Origin of the sequence: Amycolatopsis sp. NPDC026612 (genome assembly GCF_040638285.1) — a bacterium.
Taxonomy (GTDB): Bacteria; Actinomycetota; Actinomycetes; order Mycobacteriales; family Pseudonocardiaceae; genus Amycolatopsis.
Genome location: NZ_JBEZYB010000011.1, coordinates 42,200 through 65,612 on the forward strand (window position 1 = coordinate 42,200; position 23,413 = coordinate 65,612).

At 71.3% G+C, this 23,413-nt stretch carries 17 protein-coding genes; 4 read left to right on the forward strand and 13 right to left on the reverse strand.

Features of this window, described 5'->3' with window-relative positions; genetic code table 11:
• Positions 1–5 precede the first annotated feature (5 nt).
• The 7 genes from AB0F15_RS13975 to AB0F15_RS14005 all read right to left on the reverse strand — a co-directional run bounded on the left by AB0F15_RS13975 (position 6) and on the right by AB0F15_RS14005 (position 13,151).
• Positions 6–2,249, reverse strand: a complete 2,244-nt coding sequence (locus AB0F15_RS13975) for an ADP-ribosylglycohydrolase family protein (protein WP_360269822.1) — start codon at positions 2,247–2,249, stop codon at positions 6–8.
• Positions 2,250–3,665 carry a TNT domain-containing protein gene (locus tag AB0F15_RS13980; RefSeq protein WP_360269823.1) on the reverse strand — a complete coding sequence of 472 codons (1,416 nt, stop codon included), beginning with the start codon at positions 3,663–3,665 and terminating at the stop codon, positions 2,250–2,252. It lies immediately after the preceding gene.
• Positions 3,662–4,099 carry a hypothetical protein gene (locus AB0F15_RS13985; protein WP_360269825.1) on the reverse strand — a complete coding sequence of 146 codons (438 nt, stop codon included), beginning with the start codon at positions 4,097–4,099 and terminating at the stop codon, positions 3,662–3,664. The genes AB0F15_RS13980 and AB0F15_RS13985 overlap by 4 nt, the downstream gene beginning before the upstream one ends.
• Entirely contained in the window at positions 4,096–10,848 is a 6,753-nt protein-coding gene (locus tag AB0F15_RS13990; RefSeq protein WP_360269827.1) for a toxin glutamine deamidase domain-containing protein, read from the reverse strand. The genes AB0F15_RS13985 and AB0F15_RS13990 overlap by 4 nt, the downstream gene beginning before the upstream one ends.
• A 9-nt stretch (positions 10,849–10,857) precedes the next feature.
• Complete coding sequence (locus AB0F15_RS13995; RefSeq protein WP_360269829.1) at positions 10,858–11,181, reverse strand: WXG100 family type VII secretion target; 324 nt, start codon at positions 11,179–11,181, stop codon at positions 10,858–10,860.
• On the reverse strand, positions 11,181–11,714 hold the full coding sequence (locus AB0F15_RS14000) for a YbaB/EbfC family nucleoid-associated protein (protein ID WP_360269830.1): 534 nt from the start codon (positions 11,712–11,714) through the stop codon (positions 11,181–11,183). Before AB0F15_RS14000 ends, AB0F15_RS13995 begins: the two co-directional genes overlap by 1 nt.
• A 144-nt stretch (positions 11,715–11,858) precedes the next feature.
• Positions 11,859–13,151, reverse strand: a complete 1,293-nt coding sequence (locus AB0F15_RS14005) for an MFS transporter (protein WP_360269832.1) — start codon at positions 13,149–13,151, stop codon at positions 11,859–11,861.
• Between the two features lie 202 nt (positions 13,152–13,353).
• Between AB0F15_RS14005 and AB0F15_RS14010 the strand changes: the two genes are divergently transcribed.
• Positions 13,354–13,935 carry a YqgE/AlgH family protein gene (locus tag AB0F15_RS14010; RefSeq protein WP_360269834.1) on the forward strand — a complete coding sequence of 194 codons (582 nt, stop codon included), beginning with the start codon at positions 13,354–13,356 and terminating at the stop codon, positions 13,933–13,935.
• Positions 13,936–13,945: 10 nt separating this feature from the next.
• On the opposite strand, the gene AB0F15_RS14015 is transcribed toward AB0F15_RS14010, so the two are convergent.
• Complete coding sequence (locus tag AB0F15_RS14015) at positions 13,946–14,365, reverse strand: SdpI family protein (RefSeq protein ID WP_360269835.1); 420 nt, start codon at positions 14,363–14,365, stop codon at positions 13,946–13,948.
• A 66-nt stretch (positions 14,366–14,431) separates the two neighbouring features.
• Here AB0F15_RS14015 and AB0F15_RS14020 point away from each other — a divergent pair, with 66 nt between their 5' ends.
• The 3 genes from AB0F15_RS14020 to AB0F15_RS14030 all read left to right on the forward strand — a co-directional run bounded on the left by AB0F15_RS14020 (position 14,432) and on the right by AB0F15_RS14030 (position 19,418).
• Positions 14,432–15,592 carry an esterase-like activity of phytase family protein gene (locus AB0F15_RS14020; RefSeq protein ID WP_360269837.1) on the forward strand — a complete coding sequence of 387 codons (1,161 nt, stop codon included), beginning with the start codon at positions 14,432–14,434 and terminating at the stop codon, positions 15,590–15,592.
• Between the two features lie 153 nt (positions 15,593–15,745).
• Entirely contained in the window at positions 15,746–18,592 is a 2,847-nt protein-coding gene (leuS, locus tag AB0F15_RS14025) for a leucine--tRNA ligase (RefSeq protein ID WP_360269839.1), read from the forward strand.
• An 88-nt stretch (positions 18,593–18,680) separates the two neighbouring features.
• Complete coding sequence (locus AB0F15_RS14030; RefSeq protein ID WP_360269841.1) at positions 18,681–19,418, forward strand: SDR family oxidoreductase; 738 nt, start codon at positions 18,681–18,683, stop codon at positions 19,416–19,418.
• Here AB0F15_RS14030 and AB0F15_RS14035 read toward each other — a convergent pair.
• The 5 genes from AB0F15_RS14035 to AB0F15_RS14055 form a co-directional block, all read right to left on the reverse strand.
• Positions 19,415–20,152: a TetR/AcrR family transcriptional regulator gene (locus tag AB0F15_RS14035; RefSeq protein WP_360269843.1), complete on the reverse strand. Its 738-nt coding sequence runs from the start codon at positions 20,150–20,152 to the stop codon at positions 19,415–19,417. The genes AB0F15_RS14030 and AB0F15_RS14035 overlap by 4 nt on opposite strands.
• 72 nt (positions 20,153–20,224) lie before the next feature.
• Positions 20,225–20,791, reverse strand: a complete 567-nt coding sequence (locus tag AB0F15_RS14040) for a DUF3558 domain-containing protein (RefSeq protein ID WP_360269845.1) — start codon at positions 20,789–20,791, stop codon at positions 20,225–20,227.
• Between the two features lie 41 nt (positions 20,792–20,832).
• The gene (locus AB0F15_RS14045) at positions 20,833–21,234 is read right to left on the reverse strand and encodes a hypothetical protein (protein WP_360269847.1); all 402 of its coding nucleotides are present in this window, start codon (positions 21,232–21,234) and stop codon (positions 20,833–20,835) included.
• Positions 21,231–21,974: an ESX secretion-associated protein EspG gene (locus tag AB0F15_RS14050; protein ID WP_360269849.1), complete on the reverse strand. Its 744-nt coding sequence runs from the start codon at positions 21,972–21,974 to the stop codon at positions 21,231–21,233. Before AB0F15_RS14050 ends, AB0F15_RS14045 begins: the two co-directional genes overlap by 4 nt.
• A complete protein-coding gene (locus tag AB0F15_RS14055) occupies positions 21,971–23,371 on the reverse strand; it encodes a hypothetical protein (RefSeq protein ID WP_360269851.1) in 1,401 nt (466 codons plus the stop codon). Before AB0F15_RS14055 ends, AB0F15_RS14050 begins: the two co-directional genes overlap by 4 nt.
• Positions 23,372–23,413: the final 42 nt, after the last annotated feature.

Genomic DNA, 23,413 nt, shown 5'->3' on the forward strand with positions numbered 1-23,413 from the left:
TCGCGCTAATGCCGCGGGTACCGCTCGATCCACGCGTCGCCGAGCGCGCTCAGCGCCGAGTGCCGGTCGAAGTGCCAGAAGGCGTCCGAAGCGACGTTTTCGACCAGGTACCGCAGCTCCAGCTGGTCGACCCACTTCTGCGGCAGCCCGGGGATCCCGGTGCGCGCGCCGAGCAGGGCACCGGCGATCGCCCCGGTGAGCGCGCTGCGGCCGGAGTGGTTGACGGCGCGAAGCAGCGCCTGCTCCGGGTAGTTTTCGAAGCCCGACAACGCGGCGAAAGCGCGTCCGAGCACCGACAGCGTCGTCTTGCCGTCGCCGATCAGCTCGGGCATCCGCAGGTCGGGCAGCCCGTGCTCGCCGAAGAACGGCACCGACGCCGCGACGGTCTCGGCGATGGCCGTCCACTCCGGGCCCTGCTGGAACTGGTTGTCCGGGTTGAGCACCTCGCGGCTGGTGTTCCAGATCGGGAAGCTGAACGCGTCCTTGGTCAGCGCGTGCTCGAACAGCCAGGTCAGGTAGGTCGCGGCGGCCAGATCGGTCTCGTCCGGGTGCGTGACGCCGGCCAGTTCGCGCACTGCCTGCCGCGCGCCGCCGCTGAGCCCGCTGCCGGGTCCGCCCATGGTCAGCGCGGCGGGCAGCGCGGGGATCAGCGCGGCCGGGCCGGTCATCGGCTGCGCGCCGTCGGCACCGGTCGCGAGCTGGTGGTAGGCGTTGAGCTCGGCGTCGTCGACGTCGCGCCGGGCGTGCAGGTCCGGGACCTGCACGAGCCAGCCGTCCAGGGCGTCCATCGGCGCGCCCTGGGTGCGCAGCCAGCGCTGGAGCGCCCCGCGGACGACGTCGGGGAAGAGCTGCTCGGCTTCGCGGGATTCCGGCTGCTCGCGGTGCGGGCTGCGGATCACGGCCTCGGTGTAGAACAGCAGCCGCTGCGTGAGCGAGCCGATCCGGCCGGGCTGGTCGAACGCAGGGATCAGGTCGGCGATGCCTTCGATGCCGTACTTCGCGTGGATGTCGTGCAGCGGCATCCGGTCGACGGCCGCGCCGAGCGCCTCACCGAGCGCGAAGCCGACGTACGCGCCCGTGACGCGCTGCCAGCCGTAGCGGAAGCCGTCGAGGTCCCGCTCGAAGTACTTGCCGAACGTGTCGAGCCGTGGCTGGGTGCGGCCGGCGTTGTCGTACGCCGGGGCCAGGCCGTTGGAGCGCAGGTCGTTGGGCTTGGCGCGGGGCGGCTCGGGCATGCTCAGCCGCTTCAGCCAGGACTCGCCGAGCACGGTCTTCGCGCATTCCTCGGCCGTCAGCTCGAAGCCCCGCCGCCGGGCCTTCTCGGCCGCCAGGAGCGGCGGCTGCACCGGATCCGGCAGGCCCATCCGGGCCGCGGTCTCGGTGGCGACCCGGATCAGGTCCTCCTCCGCCTCCGGGCAGCGGCCGTGCACGTCGATACGCGGCTCGTGCCGCGGGAACCGCTTGACGATCTGGGCGAGCTCGCCGCTGGAGACGTCCTCGATGGTCGTCGGGCCGCCGTTGATCACCAGGTTCGGCGGGTGCTCGAACTCGGCCAGCGTCGCGACGTCGACCTTCCACCAGCCGTGCTCGCGCGAGGGCAGGTGCCGGGTGGAGCTGAACACCTTGAGCTCGTTGCGTTCCTCGGCGAAGTAGAACCGGTCGGTCTTGCCGGTTTCCAGGTCGAGCGGGATGAACACCTCGCAGCGGATCAGCCCGATGAGCAGCAGTTCGCGGGTCAGCCAGCCGACACTGGCGAACGACAGCAGCGTCTCGAGCGCGTTCTCCGGCTTCGGGTAGCCGCGCCGGATCGGGCCGGCCTTGTACTCGGGGTTCTCCCGCTCTTCACCGGTCTGGTTGCCCTCGGCGTCGACCTTCACCCAGCCCGCGACGGCCTGCAGCGGCACGCCCAGCTCGCCGAGCCCGGCCTTGACGTACTCGGGGTCGACGACCTCGCGCCAGTTCTCCTGGCCGGGGAACGCCACCGGCACCGACAGCCCGCCCGGGTGCGGGTGCGCCTGGCGCAGCTCGCCGTCCGGCTCGCGGACGACGACCGACGGAGGCGGGAAGATCTCCTTTTCCGGCCGGCCCTCGTCGAGGAACGCGATGGTGTTGTAGGGCACCGACCAGCCCTCGGGGATGCGCAGCACCCTCTCGGTGTCCACCCGGAGCCCGGCGGGGCCGGAGACGTCCGGGCCGTGCACCGCGCGCAGCCACTGGCCGACCTTGGCAATCGCTTCCGCCGCTTCCACCTACTCGATCCTCTCCAGGCTTCCGTCGGACTCGTGCTCGGCGATCGTCTTCGGCAGCACGAAGGCCGCCGCGCCACCCGGCAGGTTCGCCCACGGAACCGTGATGCCGGTGATCACGTGCAGAGGGCGTCTCAGCCGGTAGCTCCGCCGCACCCGCTCCCGTTCGAGCGGCAGCGACGTCGTGGCGAACCGTACCTCGCCGTGGTGAACGAGATTGCCGGGTTCCTCGCCGAAGCGCAGCACGACCGTACCTGCCACCAGCCTGGTGATGCGCTTGTTGCGGAGCAGGGTGAGGGGAGGCTCACCCGGCGCCGGGTGCACCGGCCAGTCGTCGAGCTCTTTCGCGGTTTCCAACGGGGTTTCGTGCCCGGCGGTCATCCGGGCGGGGTGCAGCAGCAACGCGCCGAGCAGCTGCTGCGCGGCGTCCTCGAGCCGGGCGAAGTGCTTCGGCTCACGGGGTTTTCCGCCGGCGTAGGCGGCGACTTCCCAGCCGTCGGCGGTGAAGTTGAGGCACCACGCGCCATCCGCGCGCGCACCGACCCGATACGCCTCCGGCCACACCCCGTGTTCGCCGAGCCGCTGCACCAGCACGATCAGCAGCTCGTCGTCGGCGAGCCGCGGATCCGGCGTTGTCTCGAGCTCGGCGAGGACGTCTCCGGCGGTCTTCTTCACGTCGGCCCGGCCGGGCTTCGGCCGCGGGGTGCCCCGCAGGTCGGCCTCGGCGGTCCGGCGGACCAGCGGCTCGACGTACGGCGGCTGGAAGTGGTGGCGGCGGATGTGCGCGACCAGGTCCGGCTCCGGCGGCACGCCGTACTCCGCCAGGAGGTCCGGCACCGCGGCCGGCCAGATCCAGGTGCCGTCCGTGTGGAAGCGTTCGTCGTCCTCTCCGTGCACGACGGCTTCCCGCTCGAGGTACTGCAGCACGAGCGGCACCTCGGTGTCGGTCAGCGGCGGCCGCTCGACGTCCGGGCCGCCGACCTCGGCGTGCCGGAACACCACGCCCAGCGGGAGCTGGGCACGCAGCCGCCACCAGTCCGGGATGTGCTCGTCGGCGCGCGGGAAGGTGGCGAGCTCCTCCGGGTAGGCGGCCGGCTCCGGTGCCGCCGTCCACACCGGATCGTCGTCGAGCGCGAAGTCGAAGTCGAAGGTGCCGTCGGGGTCGAGCGTGAACCGCGCCTGCAGCCAGGTGCCGCGGTCCTCGGCGTACATGCCGGCCCGCAGCTCGGTGAACAGGTCGGTCAGCTCGTCCGGCGTCGCCGTGTTGTGCCCCGCGCTCTCGGTGTGCTTCCCCATCTGCCGGAAGTCGACGACGGCGGGCGCGGCGGCGTCGGTCCGGTGCTCGCGCACGAGCTTTCCCAGCCGCACCAAGAGGGTGCGCTGCTCTTCGGGGGAAAGCCGATGTTCCACGTGAATCATTGCGCCAACGTCGAGGTGTAGCCGAAGGTCGGCGGCTGCCCGGCGTCGAGGCGGGCGAACTCGTCCTCCCACATCTTGAACGTGCGGCGGTACAGCGAAACCTTGAGCGCCGCCTCCTCCCGGCTGAGCGGCCGCCCTTCCTCCCTGGCCACCGAGTGCATGGCGCTGATCGTGTCGTAGAGGGCGAAGATCGGGCCCCCGCCGCGGAGGTACTCCCGCCGGAGGTCCTCGGTCCGGATGACGAACTGCTGCTCGGTGAGCGTCCCGATGTCACCGGCCCGCGCGAAGAGGACGTCGTCGATCTTGTCGTTGTCCTCGACGAACCGCCCGGTCTTCCAGTTCAGGATGGACCCGGCCAGTCCGCCGCCGGCCGTGGTGTCGAGCCGGTACGGGCTGTCGTGGTGGCGGAAGTACGCCGGCGTCTCGATCGTCATTGCTCCGGCCTCTTGTTCAGCGCTTCCCAGAACTTTTCCCGCTCCCGCTTCAACAGGGCGTCGAGCAGAGCCTGTTCCTCCGGGGTGTACGGCCGCGGCCGCTTCTTCCCGGTCTCCGGATCGGGCCCCGGGCCTTCGTCGACGGCCCGGGCCTTGATGTCCCGGCGCACCTCGTAGAGCGCGTGGTCGTAGGCCGAGACGGCGTCGACCGCCTTGAGGTGCAGCCGGAACTCGGCGACGTGGCCCTCGATCCGGACCTTCATCTGCAGATCGCTGTACCCGGCGGGCTGCGGCTTCACGAACCGGTCCTCGAACTCGACGATCTCGATGTCGTCGCGCGCCCGGATCTTTTCCAGCGCGGCGTACAGCATCTCGATCTTCTCGAAGCGGACGATGCCGCCGGCGATGTCGGTCAGCCGGGACGGGTCACCGCCGTAGTTCGACTCGATCTTGTCCTCGGCGCGGCCGCGGCCCTTGAGAGTCTTGCGCAGGTCGGCTTCGCCCTCGGTGTCGGCGGCGATGTCCGGCACGACCTCGCGCAGCTTCTCCATCGCGACCTCGGCCCGGGCGTACACGTCGTCCAGGTACCTCTTGAACTCCGTCGCGTTGCCGAGGTGCTCCCGCGGGTAGGGCGGCTGACGACGGTCGGCGTCCTCGTACCGGGCGTTGTCCGCGGTCGCTTCCTCGGACACCCGCCGCTCGGTTTCGCCCAGCTCGATGTGCTGGGGTTCCGCCGGGATCTCCTCCGGGAGCGTGCCGCGCTCCCGCTGCTCCTGGACGTCCTGGAGGGAGTCTTCGAAGATCCGCACGGCTTCGTCGTGCGCGAGCAGGTTGCCCAGCGCGAGGGGACGCTTCGCCAGCGAGCCGGCGATGTACGCGTTGGCCTCGTCGTTCAGCAGCCGGACCAGCTCCGGCCGGCTCGGCAGCTGCGCTTCGAGGTAGTCCTTGAGCGGGCCGAGGTCGTGGGCGCGGCCGAACTCGTCCTTGGCCTCGACACGCGCGTTCGCCAGATCCGGGTGCGCCAGCGCGGCCTGCAGGTCTTCCCGGCCCAGGAAGCGTTCCGCGGCCGCGTGGGCGCTCGCCGGCTCCGCGGACCCGTACCCACCGTGCGTCTCGTCCGAGGTGTGCCCGGTCTGGAGGTGCACCTCGTCCGGCGTGCCGACGTGCATCAGCTTGATGCCCTTCGGCGGCTGCGGCAGGTGCATGAGGTCGCCGGACTGCGGGTCGATGAACGCGACGCCGTCGCGGGTGTGCACGACCATCGCGACGTGCCCGTACACGACCCCGTTCGGGCCCTCGTACTTCACCGCGACCACGGCGTGGTGGTCGAGCGGCTTGTCGCGCATCTCGCGGATGACGTCGTCGTAGCTGCCACGCTCGGAGAACGTCTCGCCGAAGCGGCCCTCGATGTGCTCCAGCGTGCCGCGGGTGCCCATCTCGTGGAACAGGATCGGTTCCGCCGTCATGGCGCCGCCACGCAGGCGGTCCACGTACGCCTCGGGTCCGCGGGTGCAGTTGGCCATATACCCGTTCTCCAGCGCACCCGGCTGGTGGAAGCCCGGGTTGACGTCGCGCAGGTGCGGGTGCCGGTCCTGGACGTAGGCCGCGCGCTCCGCCGGTGTCGCCGAGCCGGCGTGGATGGCCGGTTCGAACGGCGGGTTCGTTGCCCGCGCCAAGTGCCCGTAGTCCGGCTGCGGCTGCGGGACCACGGGGGGTTCCGAGCCGTCGAGGGCGTCGCTGACCGAGGGGTGCTCGGGCGGCGAGGCGACGTGCTCCGGCTCGCCGAAGCCGCCGAGGCGTTCCATCAGCGCGGCCTGCTTGCGCCGTTCGAACTCGGCCGCGTTGTGGTCGTTTTCGGCCCGCCGCTCGGCCATCTTGTGCTGCGCGGCCTCGGGGTCGAGGTAGCGCGGGTGGCCGGGCCCGATCTCCTCGGCCTCGATGATCCACTTGCGGCGGCCCTCGGGTGTGACTTCGAGCCGTCGCTCGTGCACCAGCAGCTGCGTGCCGGGCGGCGAGAGCGACTCGCGCTCGGAGGGGTTCTCGGCGAGCTTCGAGATGTCGCGGAGGTTGTCCGACCGGACGTGCAGCTCGACGTCGTCGCCGAACTTGGACGTCGCGAACTCGCCGGTTTTGATCGACGCGCTGGAGAACGCGGGTTCGACGACCACCGCGCCCGGCTCGTACGGCCCGGCGACGAGCTCGGCCAGCCGCGGATCGCCGCCGGCGTCGATGCCGCGGACGGTCTCCCCGGACTCGCGGGGGACCTGGTTGAGGCCGTCGGTGATGGCGCGGGTGTTCGCCTGCGCGAGGTCGAACCCGGGGTGCCCGGGGCCGCGGCGCAGGGCCTCGTTGACGTCGTAGGCGTACTCACCGCGCGTGTAGCCGTGGACCGCGACGGCGCCCTCGTCGGTGAGGGGCAGGCCCGCGGCGTCCCGGCGGGCCAGCGCGCGGTCGTGGATCTGCTGGTAGATGCCCTCGTCGCCGACCGCGCGGCGGATGCTTTCGTGGTCGGCCGGCGTGCCGCGGTGGTCACCGTCGAAGAGGTAGCCCTCGTCGTGCGGCACCCGCTCGGGCGCCGGGTTGAGCCGGTCGGCGATGGCTTGGTGCGGTACTTCCCCGCCGCCGAGCGGCATGGCGTGGATGCCGGTGGCGTCGTGCGGCAGCTCGGCGAGCCGTCCGGTGACCGGATCGGCGAACACGATCCCGTGCTCGGTGTGCACGGCGGCGACCAGCCGCGACTCGACGTGGGGCGGCTCCCCGGTGACATGCTCGAACGCGACGGCCGTCCGCGCGCCGACGGGGCGTTCGCCCAGCTCCTGCGCGACGCCGTCGAAGCTCTCCCGGCTGCTCCACCGCCCGCCGAGCTGGTCGCCGACGTGCGCGAGGCTCTGCTGCCGGGCCGGCCCGGCGACGACGTCCTCGCCGGTCATCCGCCGTTCGAAGGCAACCATCGACTCGGCGGCGTTGGTCCGGAAGCCGGTTTCGAGCGCGTCCGCGCTGTAGTGGTTGCGGGTGTTGACCGCGCCGAGCTCGGGAACGGCGTCGCGGACGAGACGAGCGTGCTGCTGCGGCGTCTCGACGGACCCGGCGTGCAGCACGGGCGCGCCGCCCGGGCGGAGTGGCTCGGCGAGCTGAGCCCAGCCACCTTCGGGCTCGCCCGTGGCCGGCGGCCGCCGCACGGGCGCGGGCGGCGCACCCGGGTCGTCGAAGGCGGTCAGCTTGAACATCTCGCCGGTCGGCTTCAGGTGCGGGTGCTCGGCGTAGAACTGCTCGAGTTCGGCATCGGCTTCCCGCTGGAAGCGTTCCTCGTCGGCGCGCTCATCCGCCCGGCGCTGCTCGACGGCGTTCCGGGCCTCGGCCTCGCCGAGGTGCCGCGGATCGCCGGGAGCGATCTCTTCGGCGTGCACGACCCACTGCGGCTCGCCGGGCCGCCGGTTCGGGTTGTCCGGGTGCCCGGGGCCCTTCTCGATGCCGGTGATCTCGAACTGCGTCCCGGCTTTGAAGAGGACTTCGCGCTCGTGCCCGATGCTGGCCAGGGCTTCGACGTCCCGGCCGGTCTTGGCCTGGATCCGCATCTCGACCTCGCCGGGAAAGCTGCTGCGCGGATGCTCCGCGTCGACCTTCGACGAGCTGAGGAACGACGGTTCGGTGATGTGGGCACCCCCGTGGAAGCGCCCGAGGAAAGCCTGGAGCCGCGCGGGATCCCCGTGGAAGTCGATCCGCCGCGAAACGGTCCCGGCGTGCGGCGGGAGTTCGTTCAGCCCGGAGACGAGCGCGCCCGCTTGCGGAGCCAGGTCGAGGAGTTCGGGACCGCCCGTCCGCAGCGCGTGGTTGAGCGGACCGACCATTTCGTACCGGGTGTAGGCGTGCACGGCGAATGCGCCGGCATCGGAGACACCGGGGTGGAATTCGTCGCGCTTGGCGAGGGCTTCGCGCCGGACCTGTTCGTGCCGCCACTCGCCGGACTCCGGGCTGTGCCGCCCGGAGTCCAGGAAGGTGTCCTCGATCCGCCGGACCCCGGCGGGATCCTCGGTGCGGAATCCCGGGTCGGCGAGGTAGGGCTCGTCGGTCCCGTGTCCGGCGGGTTGTTCGTGCTGGACGGGGCTTTGGGCGTCGGCCGCCTCCGGCGTGTGCTTGGCCGGCTGCTCCCGCACCGCCTGCTCGCGCGCCACCGGTTCGGCGGCGGGCTCTGCCGGAGCGGATCCCGATTCGGCTGCGGGCATCGGCCGCTCTTGCACGACCGGTTGCTCGAACGGCCGCTCGTGGGGCATCCGCGGATCCGTCGGCCGCGGCTGCTCGACAGGACCGCGCGGAAGGTGTTCTTGCGGCGGACCGAACCGTGGCGGCGGAACCTGAGGCGCTCCCGCCGGCCGCGACGGCCCCAACCGCGGATCCTGCGGCGGCACGGGCGGCCGCCCACCCGGATGGGGCCCGGGTCCCTGCGGCCCCCGCGGCTGGTTCGGATACCCGGCAGGACGCTGCCCCCCAGCCATCGGCGGCCGCGGCCCCCCGTGAGGAGGCACCGGCGGACGCGCCGGCGGCACCGCCCGCGGATCGTGCGGCGGCAACCCACCCTGTACCGGCGGCCCGAAGTGCGGCTGACCGGCCACCCGCGGCCCCCACTGCGGCGGCGGCCCACCGTGCTGCGGCTGCCCACCGTGCTGCGGCGGCGGCCCACCCTGCGTCGGCTGCCCGCCCTGAGGCAGTGGCCCACCCGGCGATGCCTGCCTGCCTGGATGTGGCCGCGCACCCTGCGGCGGCTGTCCTCCCGGCTGGACGGATTGCTGCCCGTTCTGGTGCGGCGGTCCGCCTTGATATGGCGGCCCGCCGGGCTGAACCGGTGGGTGTCCGGGCTGAGCGGGCGGCCCGCCGTGGCGCGGTTGCGAGCCCGGCTGGGCCGGCGGCTGTCCGCCCTGGTGAAGCTGCCCGCCGGGCTGGACGGGCTGGGGCGGCCGGCCGGTTGCCCGGGCCGTCGGCTGGCCTCCACGCGACATGGGCGGCTGCCCACCCTGCAACAACCGGCGGGGATCCTGCGGTGGGACCCGTCGCGGCTGTTCGTGCGTGGGCTGCCCACCACGCGGTGCCATCGGCGGCGGTGTCGGCCCACCCGAGCGAGGGCCGGGACCACCCGCGCTTCCCGGGCCGCCGGCGTTCGGCATCCCACCCGGCGGGGGCGGGGTGAACCCACCCGCGGGGGGCACCTGCTGCGGAGACGGACCGTTCTGGAACGGCGCCGCACCCCCGTCCGCCGCGAACGGCTGGCTCGGGCCGCCGGTGAAGCCGGCCGCTCCGACGTTTTCCTGCGGGCGTCCGACGCTCGGCCGACCTGGTTCCGGGCCGGAGCCCGGTGGTGGAGCCATGCCGTAGCCGCCCTGCGACGGTCCGGCCGCCGGCGGGGCCTGCTCGGCAACCGCGCGGTGTGCCTCGGGTTGCCGTTCCGCTTGGTGAACCGGATCGGCACCCAGCCGCGATGCCTCGGGCGCGCGATGTTCAGGCGCGCTGTCCGCACGCTGCGGTTCCCGCTGAACCTCCGGTTCGGCAGCCGCCCGCGTCTCCGGTCCAGACGACGCCTCGCGCCGTGGCTCTTCAGGCTCGGACGACGCTTCACGCCGGGTTCCCTCGCCGCGCGACTCAGGTTCCGCGGACGGCTCCCGGCGTGCGTCCTCCCCCCGCGACTCGGCCTCGGAAGGCGCCTCCCGGGTCTCCGGCCGCTCCCCACCCGACGCGTCTTCCCCCCGCGACGACCGCTCCGGCGAAGAACCCGAACCTCCCGGCTCCCCCGGAATATTCGTCTCGTGAACCGAGTGCAGCTGCTCCTTCGCGCCCCCGACCGCACCCCCCACCGCCCCGCTGGACGCACCCATCAGCAGCTGCTCCGGCGTCAGCGACCCCAGATCGCCGGTCACCGCCGCCTGCCCGACCGTCTGCGCCACGCCCTCGACCGCGCCTCGGGTTCCCGCGCGCATCGCGGCGTCCGCGATCTGGCCGCCGGCGCTGTGCGAAAGCCCCTCGGTGGCGCCGCGGCCGATGGATCCCGAAGCCGCGCCCACGACTCCGCCCACCGCGCCCGAAATCGCCGCGTCGGACGTCTTGGACCAGTCCCAGCTCTGCCGATCGCCCTTCGCCATCTGCAGGCCCTGGATGCCCACGTCCATGCCGAGGTTGATGGCCTCGTTCTTCAGGACCTCCATGCCGATCTTCTTGAGGCCCTGCTTGAGCAGTTTCTCCAGCAGCTCCTTGGCGACCTGCTTGAACCCCTGCTGAGCCAGCTTCTCGAGCAGCTGCCGGAACAGCATCTGCACGGTCATCCGGGTGGCGATCTGGGCGGGCGCGATCCCGGCCGTCGAGCCGCCGAACGTCACCGCCGCCGCCGCGATCATCGCCGCGATCTGGGCCGCCAGCACGATCAGCGAGATGATGATCATGTACTTCGTGTACTCGACGTCCAGTGCCGTCTGATCGCACGAATCCCCGAGGGCCTTCGTCGCGTCGGCCAGCTGCTTGAAGTACGCCTCGTCGCCTTCGACGAACTTCTTCCACTGTTCCGCGAACGCGTCGGCGCCGTCACCCGTCCAGTTGTCGCGGATGCCGGACGCCGCTTGGCCACCCGTCTCCGACACCGGGCCGATCGCCGACGACGCCGTGTGCCACGCGTCGCGCAGGGCGCGCAGCTTGGTCTCGTCGCCCTCGGGCCAGCTCTCCCCGACGACGATCGGCAGCAGCCACTTGACCGCGTCGGGCATCTCCATCCCCACGCGTCATTGCCCCTTGCCGAGCTGGGACGTCACGTCTTCGTCGGCGCCCGAAAGGGCCTTCATCGACTTGGCGACGTTCTGCTGCATCCCCCGCAACCCCTGCACGAGGTTGGTGAACCCCTCGACGGCGCCCTGCGCACCCGGCACGTAGTCCTTGGCGAACTCCTTGCCGGAGTCGTCGCCGCCCCAGCACTCGCCCTGCGACGCGAGGGCGGCTTGCAGCGCCTTCGCCGCGTTGTCGAGCCCGTCGGCCGCCGTCACCAGGCCGTTCGACGCGCGCAGGACCGCGTCCGGCTCCGCGGTGAACCCGGAACCCCCGTCCGGCATCAGTCGCCCCTCGTCATCCAGGACGACGGTGGCTCCTCGTCCTCGTCACGCGGCGGGCGGACGCGCTGGGGAGCCGGCTTCGGCGCGGGAGCCGGCGGCGCCTGCTCGTTGCGCAGGATCGAACCGGTGTCTTCGAACGACTCCGGACGCGGTGCCGGAGCGTCCTCGGCGAACTCGGGCATCGGTGGCACCAGCCCGGCCAGCGACGGCGCGCCCTCGACCAGGTCGGCGAGGTCGGGCAGGCCCTCGGTGATCGGCGCCATCAGGGCGGCGATCTTCTGCTTGACCTGCAACGATCCCTGGCGCACCAACGTCTGGACCGTCGTCGCGAGCTGGGCGGGCGTCGTGCGCTCGAAGGTGTTCGAGGCGAATTCGAGGTTCGCGAGGCCGCCGCCGGCGTCGATGGTGGCGCGCACCAGCCCGTCGGGCGACTGCACCTGAGCGGTGGTTTCCGCCGCCGCGGCCTGGGCGTCGCGCAGCTGCGCGGTCTGCCGCTCGAAGTTCTCCAGGAGGGTGTCCATCTGGTCCTTCATCGCGGCATTGCGTGCTTCGAGCCGAGCACGGTCGTCGCCCGCGGTGGTCACAGGTGCCCCCGGTGTTCCCTCGAACCTTCTGATGACTTGCCCGTCACCCTAATGCCAATGGAGCAGTCACCGTGACCGGTTCGGGGGTTTGCCTCAGCGAATCGTGCGACGCCGAGCGACCACGTAACCCGCTCCGCCGACCAGGTAGCAGACCGTCGCGGCGATGAGCAGGCCCGGCGAACGGCCGTCGTCCGGCACCACCAGCGCGCCCAGGGAAACCGCTGCCACCTGCGTGATGTTGAACAGCGTGTCGTACAGCGCGAACACCCGGCCGCGGGCTTCGTCGGCGACGTCGAGCTGGATCGACGAATCGACGCAGAGCTTGAGCACCTGCCCGGCCCCGGTGATCACGAACGACGCGACCAGCGCCAGCGGCAGCACCATCGGCAGGCCCAGCGCGGACTGCGCGATCGCCGCCAGCAGCAACGCGCCGAGCACCGCGCGCAACCGGCCGAAGACGCGGATGATCCGCGCGGTCAGCAGCCCGGCCAGCAGGAGCCCGGCCCCGGCGAGCGCGGCCATCTGCCCCAGCCCGGGCAGTCCGGAGCGGAAGACGCCGTGGTCGGTGAAGTAGTTGCGCATCAACAGCACCGTGACCAGCAGCGACACCCCGAACGACGCCCGGTGCGCGAACAGCGCGACGAACCCGGCGGTGACGCTCGGCGCGCGCCACGCGTGCTTCGCGCCGTCGGCCAGCCCGCGCGCGACGGCCAGCACGGGGTTCGGCGGCTCGTCGACCACCGACGGCCCGAGCACTCCGCGCGTGAAACCGCGCGCGATGAACGCCGAAACCAGGGTGCCGAGGACGGCGAACGCCGTGGTGTAGGCCGAGCCGATGTCGCCGCTGCCGAACAGCGCCCGCAGGCCGATCGCGCAGCCGCCGCCGAGTACCGCGACGACCGAGCCGAGTGTCGTGGCGAACGCGTTCGCCGTCACGACGCTCTCTTCTTCGACGACGTGGGGAAGGGACGCCGAGAGTCCGGAGCCGATGAAGCGCGAGATCCCTTCCGCGGTCAGGGCCAGCGAAAACAGGCCGAGGCCGCCGAACCCGAGCCCGACGGCGGTGGACGCGGCGGCGATCGCCAGCCCGCGCAGGAGGTTCGCGAAGATCAGGACGCGACGGCGGTCCCAGCGGTCCAGCAGGGCTCCGGCGAACGGCCCCACGACCGAGTACGGCAGCAGCAGCGCGGCGAACCCACCGGCGATGGCCAGCGGGTCGGCAGCGCGCTCGGGGTTGAACAGCACGGCGCCGGCGAGCCCGGCGCGGAAGACGCCGTCACCCCAGCTGGCGGCGAAGCGGGTGAAGAGCAGACGGCGGAACGCCGGGTCCTTGAGCAGTGCCCGCGGCCCTTTTCGCACTGTCGCCGTGTGGGCGCTGATCGTCACGGAACCAGAGTAGTAGGTGGTCGGCGCACTGAGGTCGCCTCTCGGCGGCTATGCGCAGTGTGGCTCCAGCCGGACGGTATTCCACAAAGGCGGTTCTTCAGTGAGCCCGGGGGACACGGAGTGCACCGACCACTGTTTCAAACGAGGCTGCTGGGACGATTGTTCCCGAGCCGAAGTAATTCGCCGGGCCAAGGGTGGGATCATGGGTCGCGTGCCAGCGGATGCCGAGGTTGAACCGGGAACGCTCCTGGTCGCCGCCCCCACGATGGTCGACCCCAACTTCCGCCGGACCGTGGTGTTCGTCATCGACCATCGCGAGGAAGGCACGCTCGGCGTGGTCCTGAACCGGCCGAGCGACGTCGCCGTGCACGACGTCCTGCCCAGCTGGGGCGGGCACGTCGCCGAGCCGCAGGCGGTGTTCGTCGGCGGGCCGGTCGAGAAGAAGACGGCGTTGTGCCTGGCCGCGCTGCGCACCGGAGAAACGGCGGCGAGCGTGCCGGGCGTGATCGCGGTCCGCGGGCCGGTCGCGCTGGTCGACCTGGACACCGATCCCGAGGTGCTGGTGCCGAAGGTCCGCGGCGTGCGCGTGTTCGCCGGCTACGCGGGCTGGGACTCGGGGCAGCTGGCCGGCGAGATCGAGCGCGACGACTGGGTCATCGTGCCGGCGCTGCCGAGCGACATCCTGGCCTCACCGGACGGCGACCTGTGGAGCCAGGTGCTGCGCCGTCAGGGCATCCCGCTGGCGCTGCTGGCCACCCACCCGGGCGACCTCCAGCGGAACTAGCCGGGCAAGGCTAGGCGTCTTCCCTCTTGAAGACGCCGCAGCCGCCTGCGCCGCACGCGCAGCCGCTGCACCCGGCGGGGGCCGCGGGAGCCGGGGCGGGCACGCTCAGCGCGGCCCGGTTGCCGAGCACACCACCGCCCATGACCAGCAGCAGCATGGCGAGCACGCCCGCGAACGCGGCGGCGATCAGGCCGCCGGTCGTCGGCATGGCGAGCCCGGCCAGCCCGGCGAGCACGGAGATCGCGCCTCCGGCCATGGTCGGCAGGCCCGCGACGCGGTTGGCCAGCTTGAAGGCTTCTTCGCTGCGCAACGCCGCCTGCGTGCGCACCCCGGTGCCGCCCTCGCGCGTCAAGCGCTCGCGGAACCCGAGCAACCCACCAAAGCCGACGAGCAGACCCAGCACGATCGGAACCAGCGCGATAGCGAACACGAGGTCAAGGATAAGCGTGACCTCGCGGCAACCTGCCGGATACCCTGATCGACTGTGCTACAGGCCATGTCACCGCGTGTACTGCCCACCCTCCTGGCCGCTGCCCTGATCGGGGGAACCCTCGCCGCGGCGCCGGCCGAGGCCACCCAGAGTCACCAGCGGCCGATCCGGCTGCTCGGCGAGCAGATCGTCCCGAACGCCCTTCAGGTCCAGGGCACGACGGTCGGCGGCCTGTCCAGCATCGACTACGACCCCCGGACCGGCGGTTACGCGCTGATCTGCGACGACCGGTCGGCGATCAACCCGGCCCGCTTCTACACGGCGAACTTCCCGGTGTCGGTGAACGGCGTCGGCCCGGTCACCCTCACCGGGACCCAGCCGCTGCTGCGCCCGGACGGCACGCCGTACCCGCCGCTCGCGCGGAACGACCCGGCGCAGCCGCAGAACGAGCAGACGATCGACCCCGAAGAGCTGCGCGTCGACCCCTGGAGCGGTGATTACTACTGGTCGCAGGAGGGGGAGCGGACGGCGACGACGTTGATCGACCCGTCGATCCGCGAGGCCCGCCGCGACGGCCGGTACGTCCGTGACCTGCCGATCCCCGCGAACGAGAAGATGACGCCGACGGCGGGGCCGCGGCAGAACCTCGTGCTCGAGGGCATCACCTTCACCGGCTTCGGCTCGCTGCTGGCCAGCGAGGTCGAGGGCCCGCTGCTCCAGGACGGCCCGGAGGCGACCACGACCACCGGCGCGCTCTCGCGGATCACGCTGCAGTCCCGGTTCGGCCCGGTCCTGGCGCAGTACGCCTACCCGCAGGAGCCGCTGTTCGCCGCGCCGGTGCCCTCGACGGCGTTCGCGACCACGGGCGTGTCCTCGATGCTGGCCGTCGACCAGGCCGACCCGACGAAGTTCCTCATGATGGAGCGTTCGTTCAGCACGGGTGTCGGCAACAAGGTGCGCGTCTACGAGATCGACACGAAGGGCGCGACGAACGTCCTGGACGTGAAGTCGCTGGCCGACGCGAAGCACGTCAGGCCGGTGAAGAAGCGGTTCCTCTTCGACGCCGCCGACCTCGGTCTGTCCACTGTAGACAACCTGGAGGGCATGACGTGGGGTCCGGCGCTGCCGAACGGCGAGCGCAGCTTGATCATCGTCAGCGACAACAACTTCTCGGCGACCCAGGTCACCCAGTTCGCCGCACTGGCAGTCCCCTCCGAACGGCTTTGACCAGCAAGTTACGATGACAGTGTGAACACGGCTCGGCTGCTCCTTAGCCTGCCGCGCTGACCGGGTCCGGCCCGGCCGGCGCGGCGACCCCTCATGCCCTGGTGGCTGAGGGGTCGAGTTGTTTCTGGAGCGGCTCGAACAAAGGAAAACGTCATGACCGAGACGACAGGGACGCCCGCCGACGTCCCCGCGCACCGCTACACGGCCGCGCTGGCGGGTCAGATCGAGCAGCGCTGGCAGGACCACTGGGCCGACCAGGGCACCTTCCACGCGCCCAACCCCGTCGGGCCGCTCGCCGTCGAGGGGCAGCCGGTGCCCAGCGACAAGCTGTTCGTCCAGGACATGTTCCCGTACCCGTCGGGCTCCGGTCTGCACGTCGGGCACCCGCTGGGCTTCATCAGCACCGACGTCTTCGCCCGGTACCACCGGATGATCGGGCGCAACGTGCTGCACACGATGGGCTTCGACGCGTTCGGCCTGCCGGCCGAGCAGTACGCGGTCCAGACCGGGCAGCACCCGCGCAAGACGACCGAAGAGAACATCCGGACCTACCTGCGCCAGATCCGGCGCCTGGGCCTGGGCCACGACGAACGCCGTCGCATCTCCACCATCGACCCCGAGTACTACCGCTGGACGCAGTGGATCTTCCTGCGGATCTTCAACTCTTGGTACGACCAGGTTGCGGACAAGGCACGCCCCATCGCCGAGCTGGAGGCCGCGTTCGCGGACGGCTCCCGTCCCACGCCGGACGGTCGTGACTGGGGCGCGCTGAGCGCGTCCGAGCGGAAGACGATCATCGACGACCACCGCCTGGTGTACATCTCCGAAGCGCCGGTCAACTGGTGCCCGGGCCTGGGCACGGTGCTGTCGAACGAAGAGGTCACCGCGGACGGCCGCAGCGAGCGCGGCAACTTCCCCGTCTTCCGCCGCAACCTGCGGCAGTGGATGATGCGGATCACCGCATACGCCGATCGCCTGGTCGACGACCTGGACCTGCTGGACTGGCCGGAGAAGGTCAAGTCCATGCAGCGGAACTGGATCGGCCGCTCACACGGCGCCCGCGTCACCTTCAAGTCCGGCGACGACGCGATCGAGGTCTTCACGACCCGGCCTGACACCCTGTTCGGCGCCACCTACATGGTGCTGGCGCCGGAGCACCCGCTGGTCGACAAGCTGGTGACCGAGGCGTGGCCCGAGGGCGTCGACGAGCGCTGGACCGGTGGCGCGGCGACGCCCGCCGAGGCCATCAAGGAGTACCGCGTCGCCGCGTCGCGGAAGTCCGAGCTGGACCGGCAGGAGAACAAGGAGAAGACCGGCGTCTTCACCGGCGCGTACGCGACGAACCCGGTCAACGACAAGCAGATCCCGATCTTCGTCGCCGACTACGTGCTGATGGGCTACGGCACCGGCGCGATCATGGCCGTCCCCGGCCAGGACGTCCGCGACTGGGAGTTCGCCGAGAAGTTCGGCCTGGAGATCATCCGGACCGTGCAGCCGTCCGAAGGCTTCGACGGCAAGGCGTTCACCGGTGACGGTCCGGCGATCAACTCCGGCTTCTTGGACGGCATGGACGTCGCCGAGGCCAAGAAGACGATCATCGACTGGCTGGCCGAAAAGGGCGCCGGCACCGGGACCGTCCAGTACAAGCTGCGCGACTGGCTGTTCTCGCGTCAGCGCTACTGGGGCGAGCCGTTCCCGGTGGTCTACGACTCCGATGGTGAAGTGCACGCCGTCCCCGAGTCGATGCTGCCGATCGAGCTGCCCGAGGTCGCCGACTACTCGCCGGTGACGTTCGACCCGGAGGACCGCGACTCGATGCCGTCGTCCCCGCTGGCCCGCGCCACCGACTGGGTCGAGGTCGAGCTGGACCTGGGCGACGGCCCGAAGACCTACCGCCGCGACATCAACACGATGCCGAACTGGGCGGGTTCGTGCTGGTACCAGCTGCGCTACGTGGACCCGACGAACAGCGAGACGTTCTGCGCGCCGGAAAACGAGCAGTACTGGATGGGCCCGCGCCCGGGCGAGCACGGCGCGGACGACACCGGCGGCGTCGACCTGTACGTCGGTGGCGTCGAGCACGCGGTGCTGCACCTGCTGTACTCGCGGTTCTGGCACAAGGTCCTGTTCGACCTGGGCCACGTGACGTCCAAGGAGCCGTACCGGAAGCTGTTCAACCAGGGCTACATCGAGGCGTACGCGTACACGGACGCGCGCGGCGTCTACGTCCCGGCCGAGCAGGTCGAGGAGCGCGAGGGGAAGTACTTCTTCAACGACGAAGAGGTCACCCAGGAGTACGGCAAGATGGGCAAGAGCCTGAAGAACGTCGTCACGCCGGACGAGATGGCCGAGAACTACGGCGCCGACACGTTCCGGTTCTACGAGATGGCGATGGGCCCGCTGGCGATGTCGCGTCCCTGGGCGACCAAGGACGTCGTGGGTGCGCACCGGTTCCTGCAGCGGCTGTGGCGCCTGGTCGTCGACGAGACGACCGGCGAGCTGCGAGTGTCCACTGAGGACGCCACCGAGGTCGACCGGAAGGTGCTGAACCGGACCATCGCCGGCGTCCGCGAGGACTATGCCGAGATGCGGTTCAACACCGCGGGCGCGAAGCTGATCGAGCTGAACAACCACGTCACCAAGGTGTACGGCGCGGCCGCGTCGACGCCGCGTGAGCTGGCCGAGCCGCTGGTGCTGATGCTGGCGCCGCTGGCGCCGCACCTGGCGGAGGAGCTGTGGCGCCGGCTGGGCCACGTGGACTCGCTGGTGCAGGGCCCGTTCCCGGTGGTGGACGAGAAGTACCTGGTCGAGGACTCGGTCGAATACCCGATCCAGGTCAACGGCAAGGTCCGCTCCCGGGTCACGGTCGCAGCTTCCGCGTCTCAGGATGAGGTCCAGGCGGCGGCGCTGGCGGACGAGAAGGTCGCGGCGATGATCGGCGACGGCGCGCCGCGCAAGGTCATCGTGGTGCCGGGACGGCTGGTCAACATCGTCCTGTAGCGCGCTGTCGGAAAGCCGCCGGTACTTTCCGCGTGTTCCCGATTTGATTGAGCAGTCAACGAAATGGCTCAATCGAAGGAGAACCGGGATGACCCTCGACGGCAAGGTGGCGCTCGTGACGGGCGGCAGCCGCGGCATCGGAGCGGCCACGGCACTGCGGCTCGCCGAGGACGGCGCGGACGTCGCGCTGACGTACCAGAACAACGCCGCGCGGGCGGCCGAGGTGGTCGACCGGATCAAGAACCTCGGCCGCCGCGCGCTGGCGATCCAGGCGGATTCGGCCGACGCGGCCGCGGTGTCGGCGGCGGTTTCGGCGACCGTCGCGGAGTTCGGCCGGCTCGACGTCCTGGTCAACAATGCGGGTGTTGGGTTCGTCGGCGCTTTCACCGAGACTGCGATCGAGGACGTCGACCACGTGCTGGCGGTGAACGTCCGCGGCGTGTTCGCGGCGACGCAGGCCGCGGCCGGTGTCCTGGCCGACGGCGGCCGCGTGATCACGATCGGCAGCTGCGTCACCGATCGCGTGCCCGGCCCGGGCATGGCGCTGTACGCGACCAGCAAGGCGGCGATGGTCGGCCTGACCAAGGCGCTCGCACGCGAGCTGGGGCCGCGCGGCATCACGGTGAACCTGGTCCACCCGGGCCCGACGGACACGGACATGAACCCGGCCGACGGCCCGTACGCGGCGGATCAGCGCGCTCTTACGGCGTTCGACCGCTACGGAAGGCCGTCCGAGGTGGCCGCGGCGGTCGCTTACCTCGCTTCACCCGGCGCCGAGTACGTGACGGCGGCGGTGTTGTCCGTGGACGGCGGCCACGCGGCCTAACCGGAGTAGAGCCCGATCTCCCGCGCGAGGTCGGCGAGCATCGCCTCGAACAGGACGTCCGGTTTGGACATCGGGATCGGGTAGTTGCCGAATACCTCGAGCGTGACGTGCCCGTAGAGCCGGGCCCAGAACTGGATCATCAGGTACGTCACGCCGAGGTCGATCTTCTCCACCGGCACGCCCTGATCGGACTCGACGAGCACGGCGACCAGCGACTCCTGGAAGGTCTTCAGGTCGTCCCGCAGCTCGTCGGGCACGCCGCTGGCCGACGGCAGCACGATGTCGTGCCGCGCGAGAACGCGCCCGGCGGCGGCGAGGAAGATCCGTCCGAACGGCTCGTCGACCCGGCTCAGCGCACTTCCCGACGTCGAGCCCACCCCGCCGGTCGGCGACGCGAAAACCAGCGTGAATTCCTTCGTGTGGGTGAGCGCCCACCGCCGGAAGCCCTTGCAGATGGCGAACAGCTGCAGCATCCCGTCGTCCGGGAGTTCGGCGATCTCTTCGGCGAGGTCGTCGGCCAGGTCGGCGCAGACGTCCAGCCGCAGGTTCTCGACGAGGTCGTCCCGAGACTCGTAGTACCGGTAGAGCGCGGGCGCGGTGATCCCCAGCTCCCGCGCGATGGCGCGCAAGGTCACCGCCTCCGGCCCCTGCTCGACGAGCAGCTTCCGGGCGGTGCGCCGGATGTCCTGTTCGGTAGCCGCACGCGCGCGACCCCTCCGGGTGGGGTGGCTCATCCGAACAGTCTAGGTGGTTGGTACGACAGATTTTGCATCAACGCGAGGTCTGCCGTAACGAAAAGGTGCAGCTCAGGCCCGCGCCTTGAGGTTGGTCAGCACCGTGTCGGCGACTCCGCGCCCGAGCTGGCAGGCGTCCTTGCCCGAGTCACTGCCCAGGACCAAAGAGACCGAATAGGCCAAGTCGTCCGCGACACCGACGACGATCACGCAGCTGCGTTGACCGCTGGCGCCCACGTCGACGTAACCGACGGCCGGATAACCCTGGACCGGCGTCAGGTCGTCAACCCAGCGGCTGGCCTTCGGCTTTTCGACCTTGTAGGTGAGGCTGAGTCCTTGGCCGGTTTTCGTCTCGAAGGCGACCAGGATCCCGGCGCCGCTTCCCGAGGTGCTGGCCCAGTCGCACATCGGCCCCAGCTCCGAGTCCTTGGGTTTCGCGGCGCCGGGTTGTCCGAGGTAGTCCGTCAACTGCTGGTGGGTGAGGGCCGAATCGCACGGGCTGCCCTCCAGAACCTTCGCCGGCAACGGGTTGTCCACTTTCGGTGCTCCGCTGTTCGGCAGTTCAGCACTGCTCGACGGAGCTGGGGTGGCCGTCCCGGGTGTCTGGCGGTCGCCTGTGCAGGAGGCCAGCACTGCCACTCCGGTGATCGCGGCGGCCGTAGTGGCGAGAATCCGTCGGATCATTCGAGCGACCCCTTGATCTTCTTCGTCGAATCCGCGGCCTGCTGGTCTGCCGCTTCTGTGATGCCGAGTGCTTGCCTCATCCGGCGAGTCAGCTCCGTGTAGTAATCGAGTTGGTACTGCAGATGGCCTTGGTAGTAGCGACCGGCCTCGTTGATGCCGTTCCGGCCGTTTACCGCCGCTTGGCTGACCGGCTCTTCCGCCGGTGGCTTCGCCCGGCTCAGGATGTCGGCCTGACGGATCTGCTCGCTGACGGTGTTGAGCTGGTCTTCGGCCTTCTTGAGCATCGCCCGCATCTCGTCGGAGCTCATCGCGAAGCCCTGCCCACCAGCGGGCTGCGCTCCTCCGCTCGGCATGTCCGTCGCCCAGAAGCCGAGCCCGCTGAACATCGAACCCGTCATCGTCCTCCCCCTAACCCGTTCAGGGTCGCGTACAGGACATCGGTCAGCGCACCCCGGGTGCCCGGCTGGAAGCTGACCATCCGCTCGCGCCCCGGATAGGCGTACGTCAGCACCCGCCCGGTCCCGGCGACGTCCACCGCCGTGATCGGCGCGCTGCGCATGCCCCGGTTCACGGCGTAGCACTGGTGCAGTCCCGTCCGCCGCGCCGCCATCAGCCGGCGCACCCACGGCAACGGGTCCTGCACCCGGTCGATGGTCGGGTCGTCGAGGTCGTACGACGCTTCGACCGCCCGGCCTGTGAACCGCGCTTCCGGGATCGACACAGCCGAAATCCGGGCGGGTGGCACCGGCGGCAGCACGTCCACCAGCGACTCCGCGAGCCGCGACGGTTCCACGGTGTCGATCCGGACCGTGTCGTCCTTCCGGATCAGCCGGAGCGCGTCGGGGCCCGCTGCCGAGACCAGCACCGCACCCGACTCGTCCGCTTCGATGTCGCCCAGCCACGCCGTGAACTGGTGGACGCCCTTCGCCAGGACGCGCAGGACGTCGCGGAATTCGCGCGTCAACGTGCCGCCCGCGGCCAGCCGGAGTGACGCCAGGACGTCGAGGACGTTCTCGTCGAGCCGCTTGCGGGTCTCGTCGCCGAGCCAGAGGTTGTCGGCGCCGAGGACCGCGGGCGGTGTGCCGTGCCGTTCCCACTCCCACGCGGTGAGCAGGGCGGCCTTGGGCAGGAAGATCACAGGCCGATCACCGGGGGCACCGTCCGCTCGTCGGAGCCACCGAAGATGCTCTCCGGATCCGCCTCCACCAGGTACGACGCGCGTTGGTGCTCCGTGTCCTCCTCACCCTTACCGCCCTTCGCGCCCTGGCCCATGCCGCCCATCCCCGGCGTGCCCGGCTTGCCCGCCGCACCGCCGCGGATCCCGCCGGCCGCGCCGGGGCGGCCTTCGCCGGGGACGCCGGCTCCGGACGCCGATCCCGGGCCGCGGGCACCGGATCCGGCGCCGCTCCCGCTGCCCACGCCGCTGCCGCTGCCGCTGCCCGTGCCGGACGACGAGCCCGGCCCGAAGCCGCCGCCAGGGCCGAAGCCCGGCCCGAAACCGGCTCCGAAGCCGCCACCGGGACCCGAGCCGAGGCCGAACCCACTCCCTGGTCCCGTCCCCGGTGGCTGGTAGCCCGGCGGGTACTGCGTCGACGGCGGTACGTAGCTCTGAGCCCGGACGCTGTCGTCCACGCCGGTCGGGTGCACGCCCGGCGGCGTGACCTGCCCTGGCGGCGTGACGTGCCCCGGCGGTGGTGGCTGGACGACCGGCGGGTGAACGGCCGGCGGCTGCACCTGGGACCCGATCGACCGGTCGTCGTCGCCGGTCCGGGTGTGCTTGCGTGGTGGCGGCTCGACCGGCTTCTTCGGGTCCTGCACCTTGAAGTCGCCGCCGGTGTACGCGCCAAGCTGGCCGTAGTCGATCGTGCGGGCCGCGGTGTTCGAGCTGGACTGCTGCGAATACGCGTTGTACCGCTCGACGTTCTCCTGGGCCTTCTGGTTGTACTGGTTGATCTTGTCTTCGGTGTCGGTGTCCCACGGCGTCGCGGTGTCCCAGGCGCTGCGCGTCGGCGGCTGGTCGGTGACGTCCGGGTGCAGCGAGTTCTTCAGCTGGTGGAACTGGTCGATCTGCGCCTGGGCCAGCGTCGAGTTGCGGTCCAGGGTCGTGGACGCCGAGGTCGCGGACGCCGTCAACGGCCGGAGCCGCTCCCGGGCCGCGTCCGACGCGCCGCCGGTCCACGCTGATTCGAGATCAGCGGTCAGCTCACGCGTGCCCTGCTCGAGCCGGCGCTGGTAAGTCGACTGGTCGACGCCCGCCTGGTGCACCTGCTGCAGCGATTCGGTGCCGGGACCGTTCCGCACGGCCTGGACCAGCTGGCCGGGTGACAGCCCGGAAGCCTGCGGGTTCGCCGCCCCGGTGCCGGTCTGCGAGCCGACGTACGCCCCCGCGACCGCGCCGGGCAGCCCACCCGCGAGCAGGCCGACGCCCGCACCGGTCAAGACGTTGCCGAGCCGCTCGCCACCCGACTGGACGGCGTGCGCGATCTCCGACCCGACGTGCTGGGCAGCGTCGAGCATGTCGCCGAACAACCCCATCGAACCGCGCGCTCCCCTCGCGTTCGATCTCCCCTCCTGCGT

Coding starts and splice junctions, on each gene's coding strand:
- AB0F15_RS14055 (WP_360269851.1), bottom strand. CDS start 23,371: ATGGGGTTGTTCGGCGACATGCTCGACGCTGCCCAGCACGTCGGGTCG.
- AB0F15_RS13995 (WP_360269829.1), bottom strand. CDS start 11,181: ATGCCGGACGGGGGTTCCGGGTTCACCGCGGAGCCGGACGCGGTCCTG.
- AB0F15_RS14030 (WP_360269841.1), top strand. CDS start 18,681: ATGACCCTCGACGGCAAGGTGGCGCTCGTGACGGGCGGCAGCCGCGGC.
- AB0F15_RS13985 (WP_360269825.1), bottom strand. CDS start 4,099: ATGACGATCGAGACGCCGGCGTACTTCCGCCACCACGACAGCCCGTAC.
- AB0F15_RS14000 (WP_360269830.1), bottom strand. CDS start 11,714: ATGAAGGACCAGATGGACACCCTCCTGGAGAACTTCGAGCGGCAGACC.
- AB0F15_RS14045 (WP_360269847.1), bottom strand. CDS start 21,234: ATGACGGGTTCGATGTTCAGCGGGCTCGGCTTCTGGGCGACGGACATG.
- AB0F15_RS14010 (WP_360269834.1), top strand. CDS start 13,354: ATGGGTCGCGTGCCAGCGGATGCCGAGGTTGAACCGGGAACGCTCCTG.
- AB0F15_RS14020 (WP_360269837.1), top strand. CDS start 14,432: ATGTCACCGCGTGTACTGCCCACCCTCCTGGCCGCTGCCCTGATCGGG.
- AB0F15_RS13980 (WP_360269823.1), bottom strand. CDS start 3,665: ATGATTCACGTGGAACATCGGCTTTCCCCCGAAGAGCAGCGCACCCTC.
- leuS (WP_360269839.1), top strand. CDS start 15,746: ATGACCGAGACGACAGGGACGCCCGCCGACGTCCCCGCGCACCGCTAC.
- AB0F15_RS14035 (WP_360269843.1), bottom strand. CDS start 20,152: ATGAGCCACCCCACCCGGAGGGGTCGCGCGCGTGCGGCTACCGAACAG.
- AB0F15_RS13990 (WP_360269827.1), bottom strand. CDS start 10,848: ATGGAGATGCCCGACGCGGTCAAGTGGCTGCTGCCGATCGTCGTCGGG.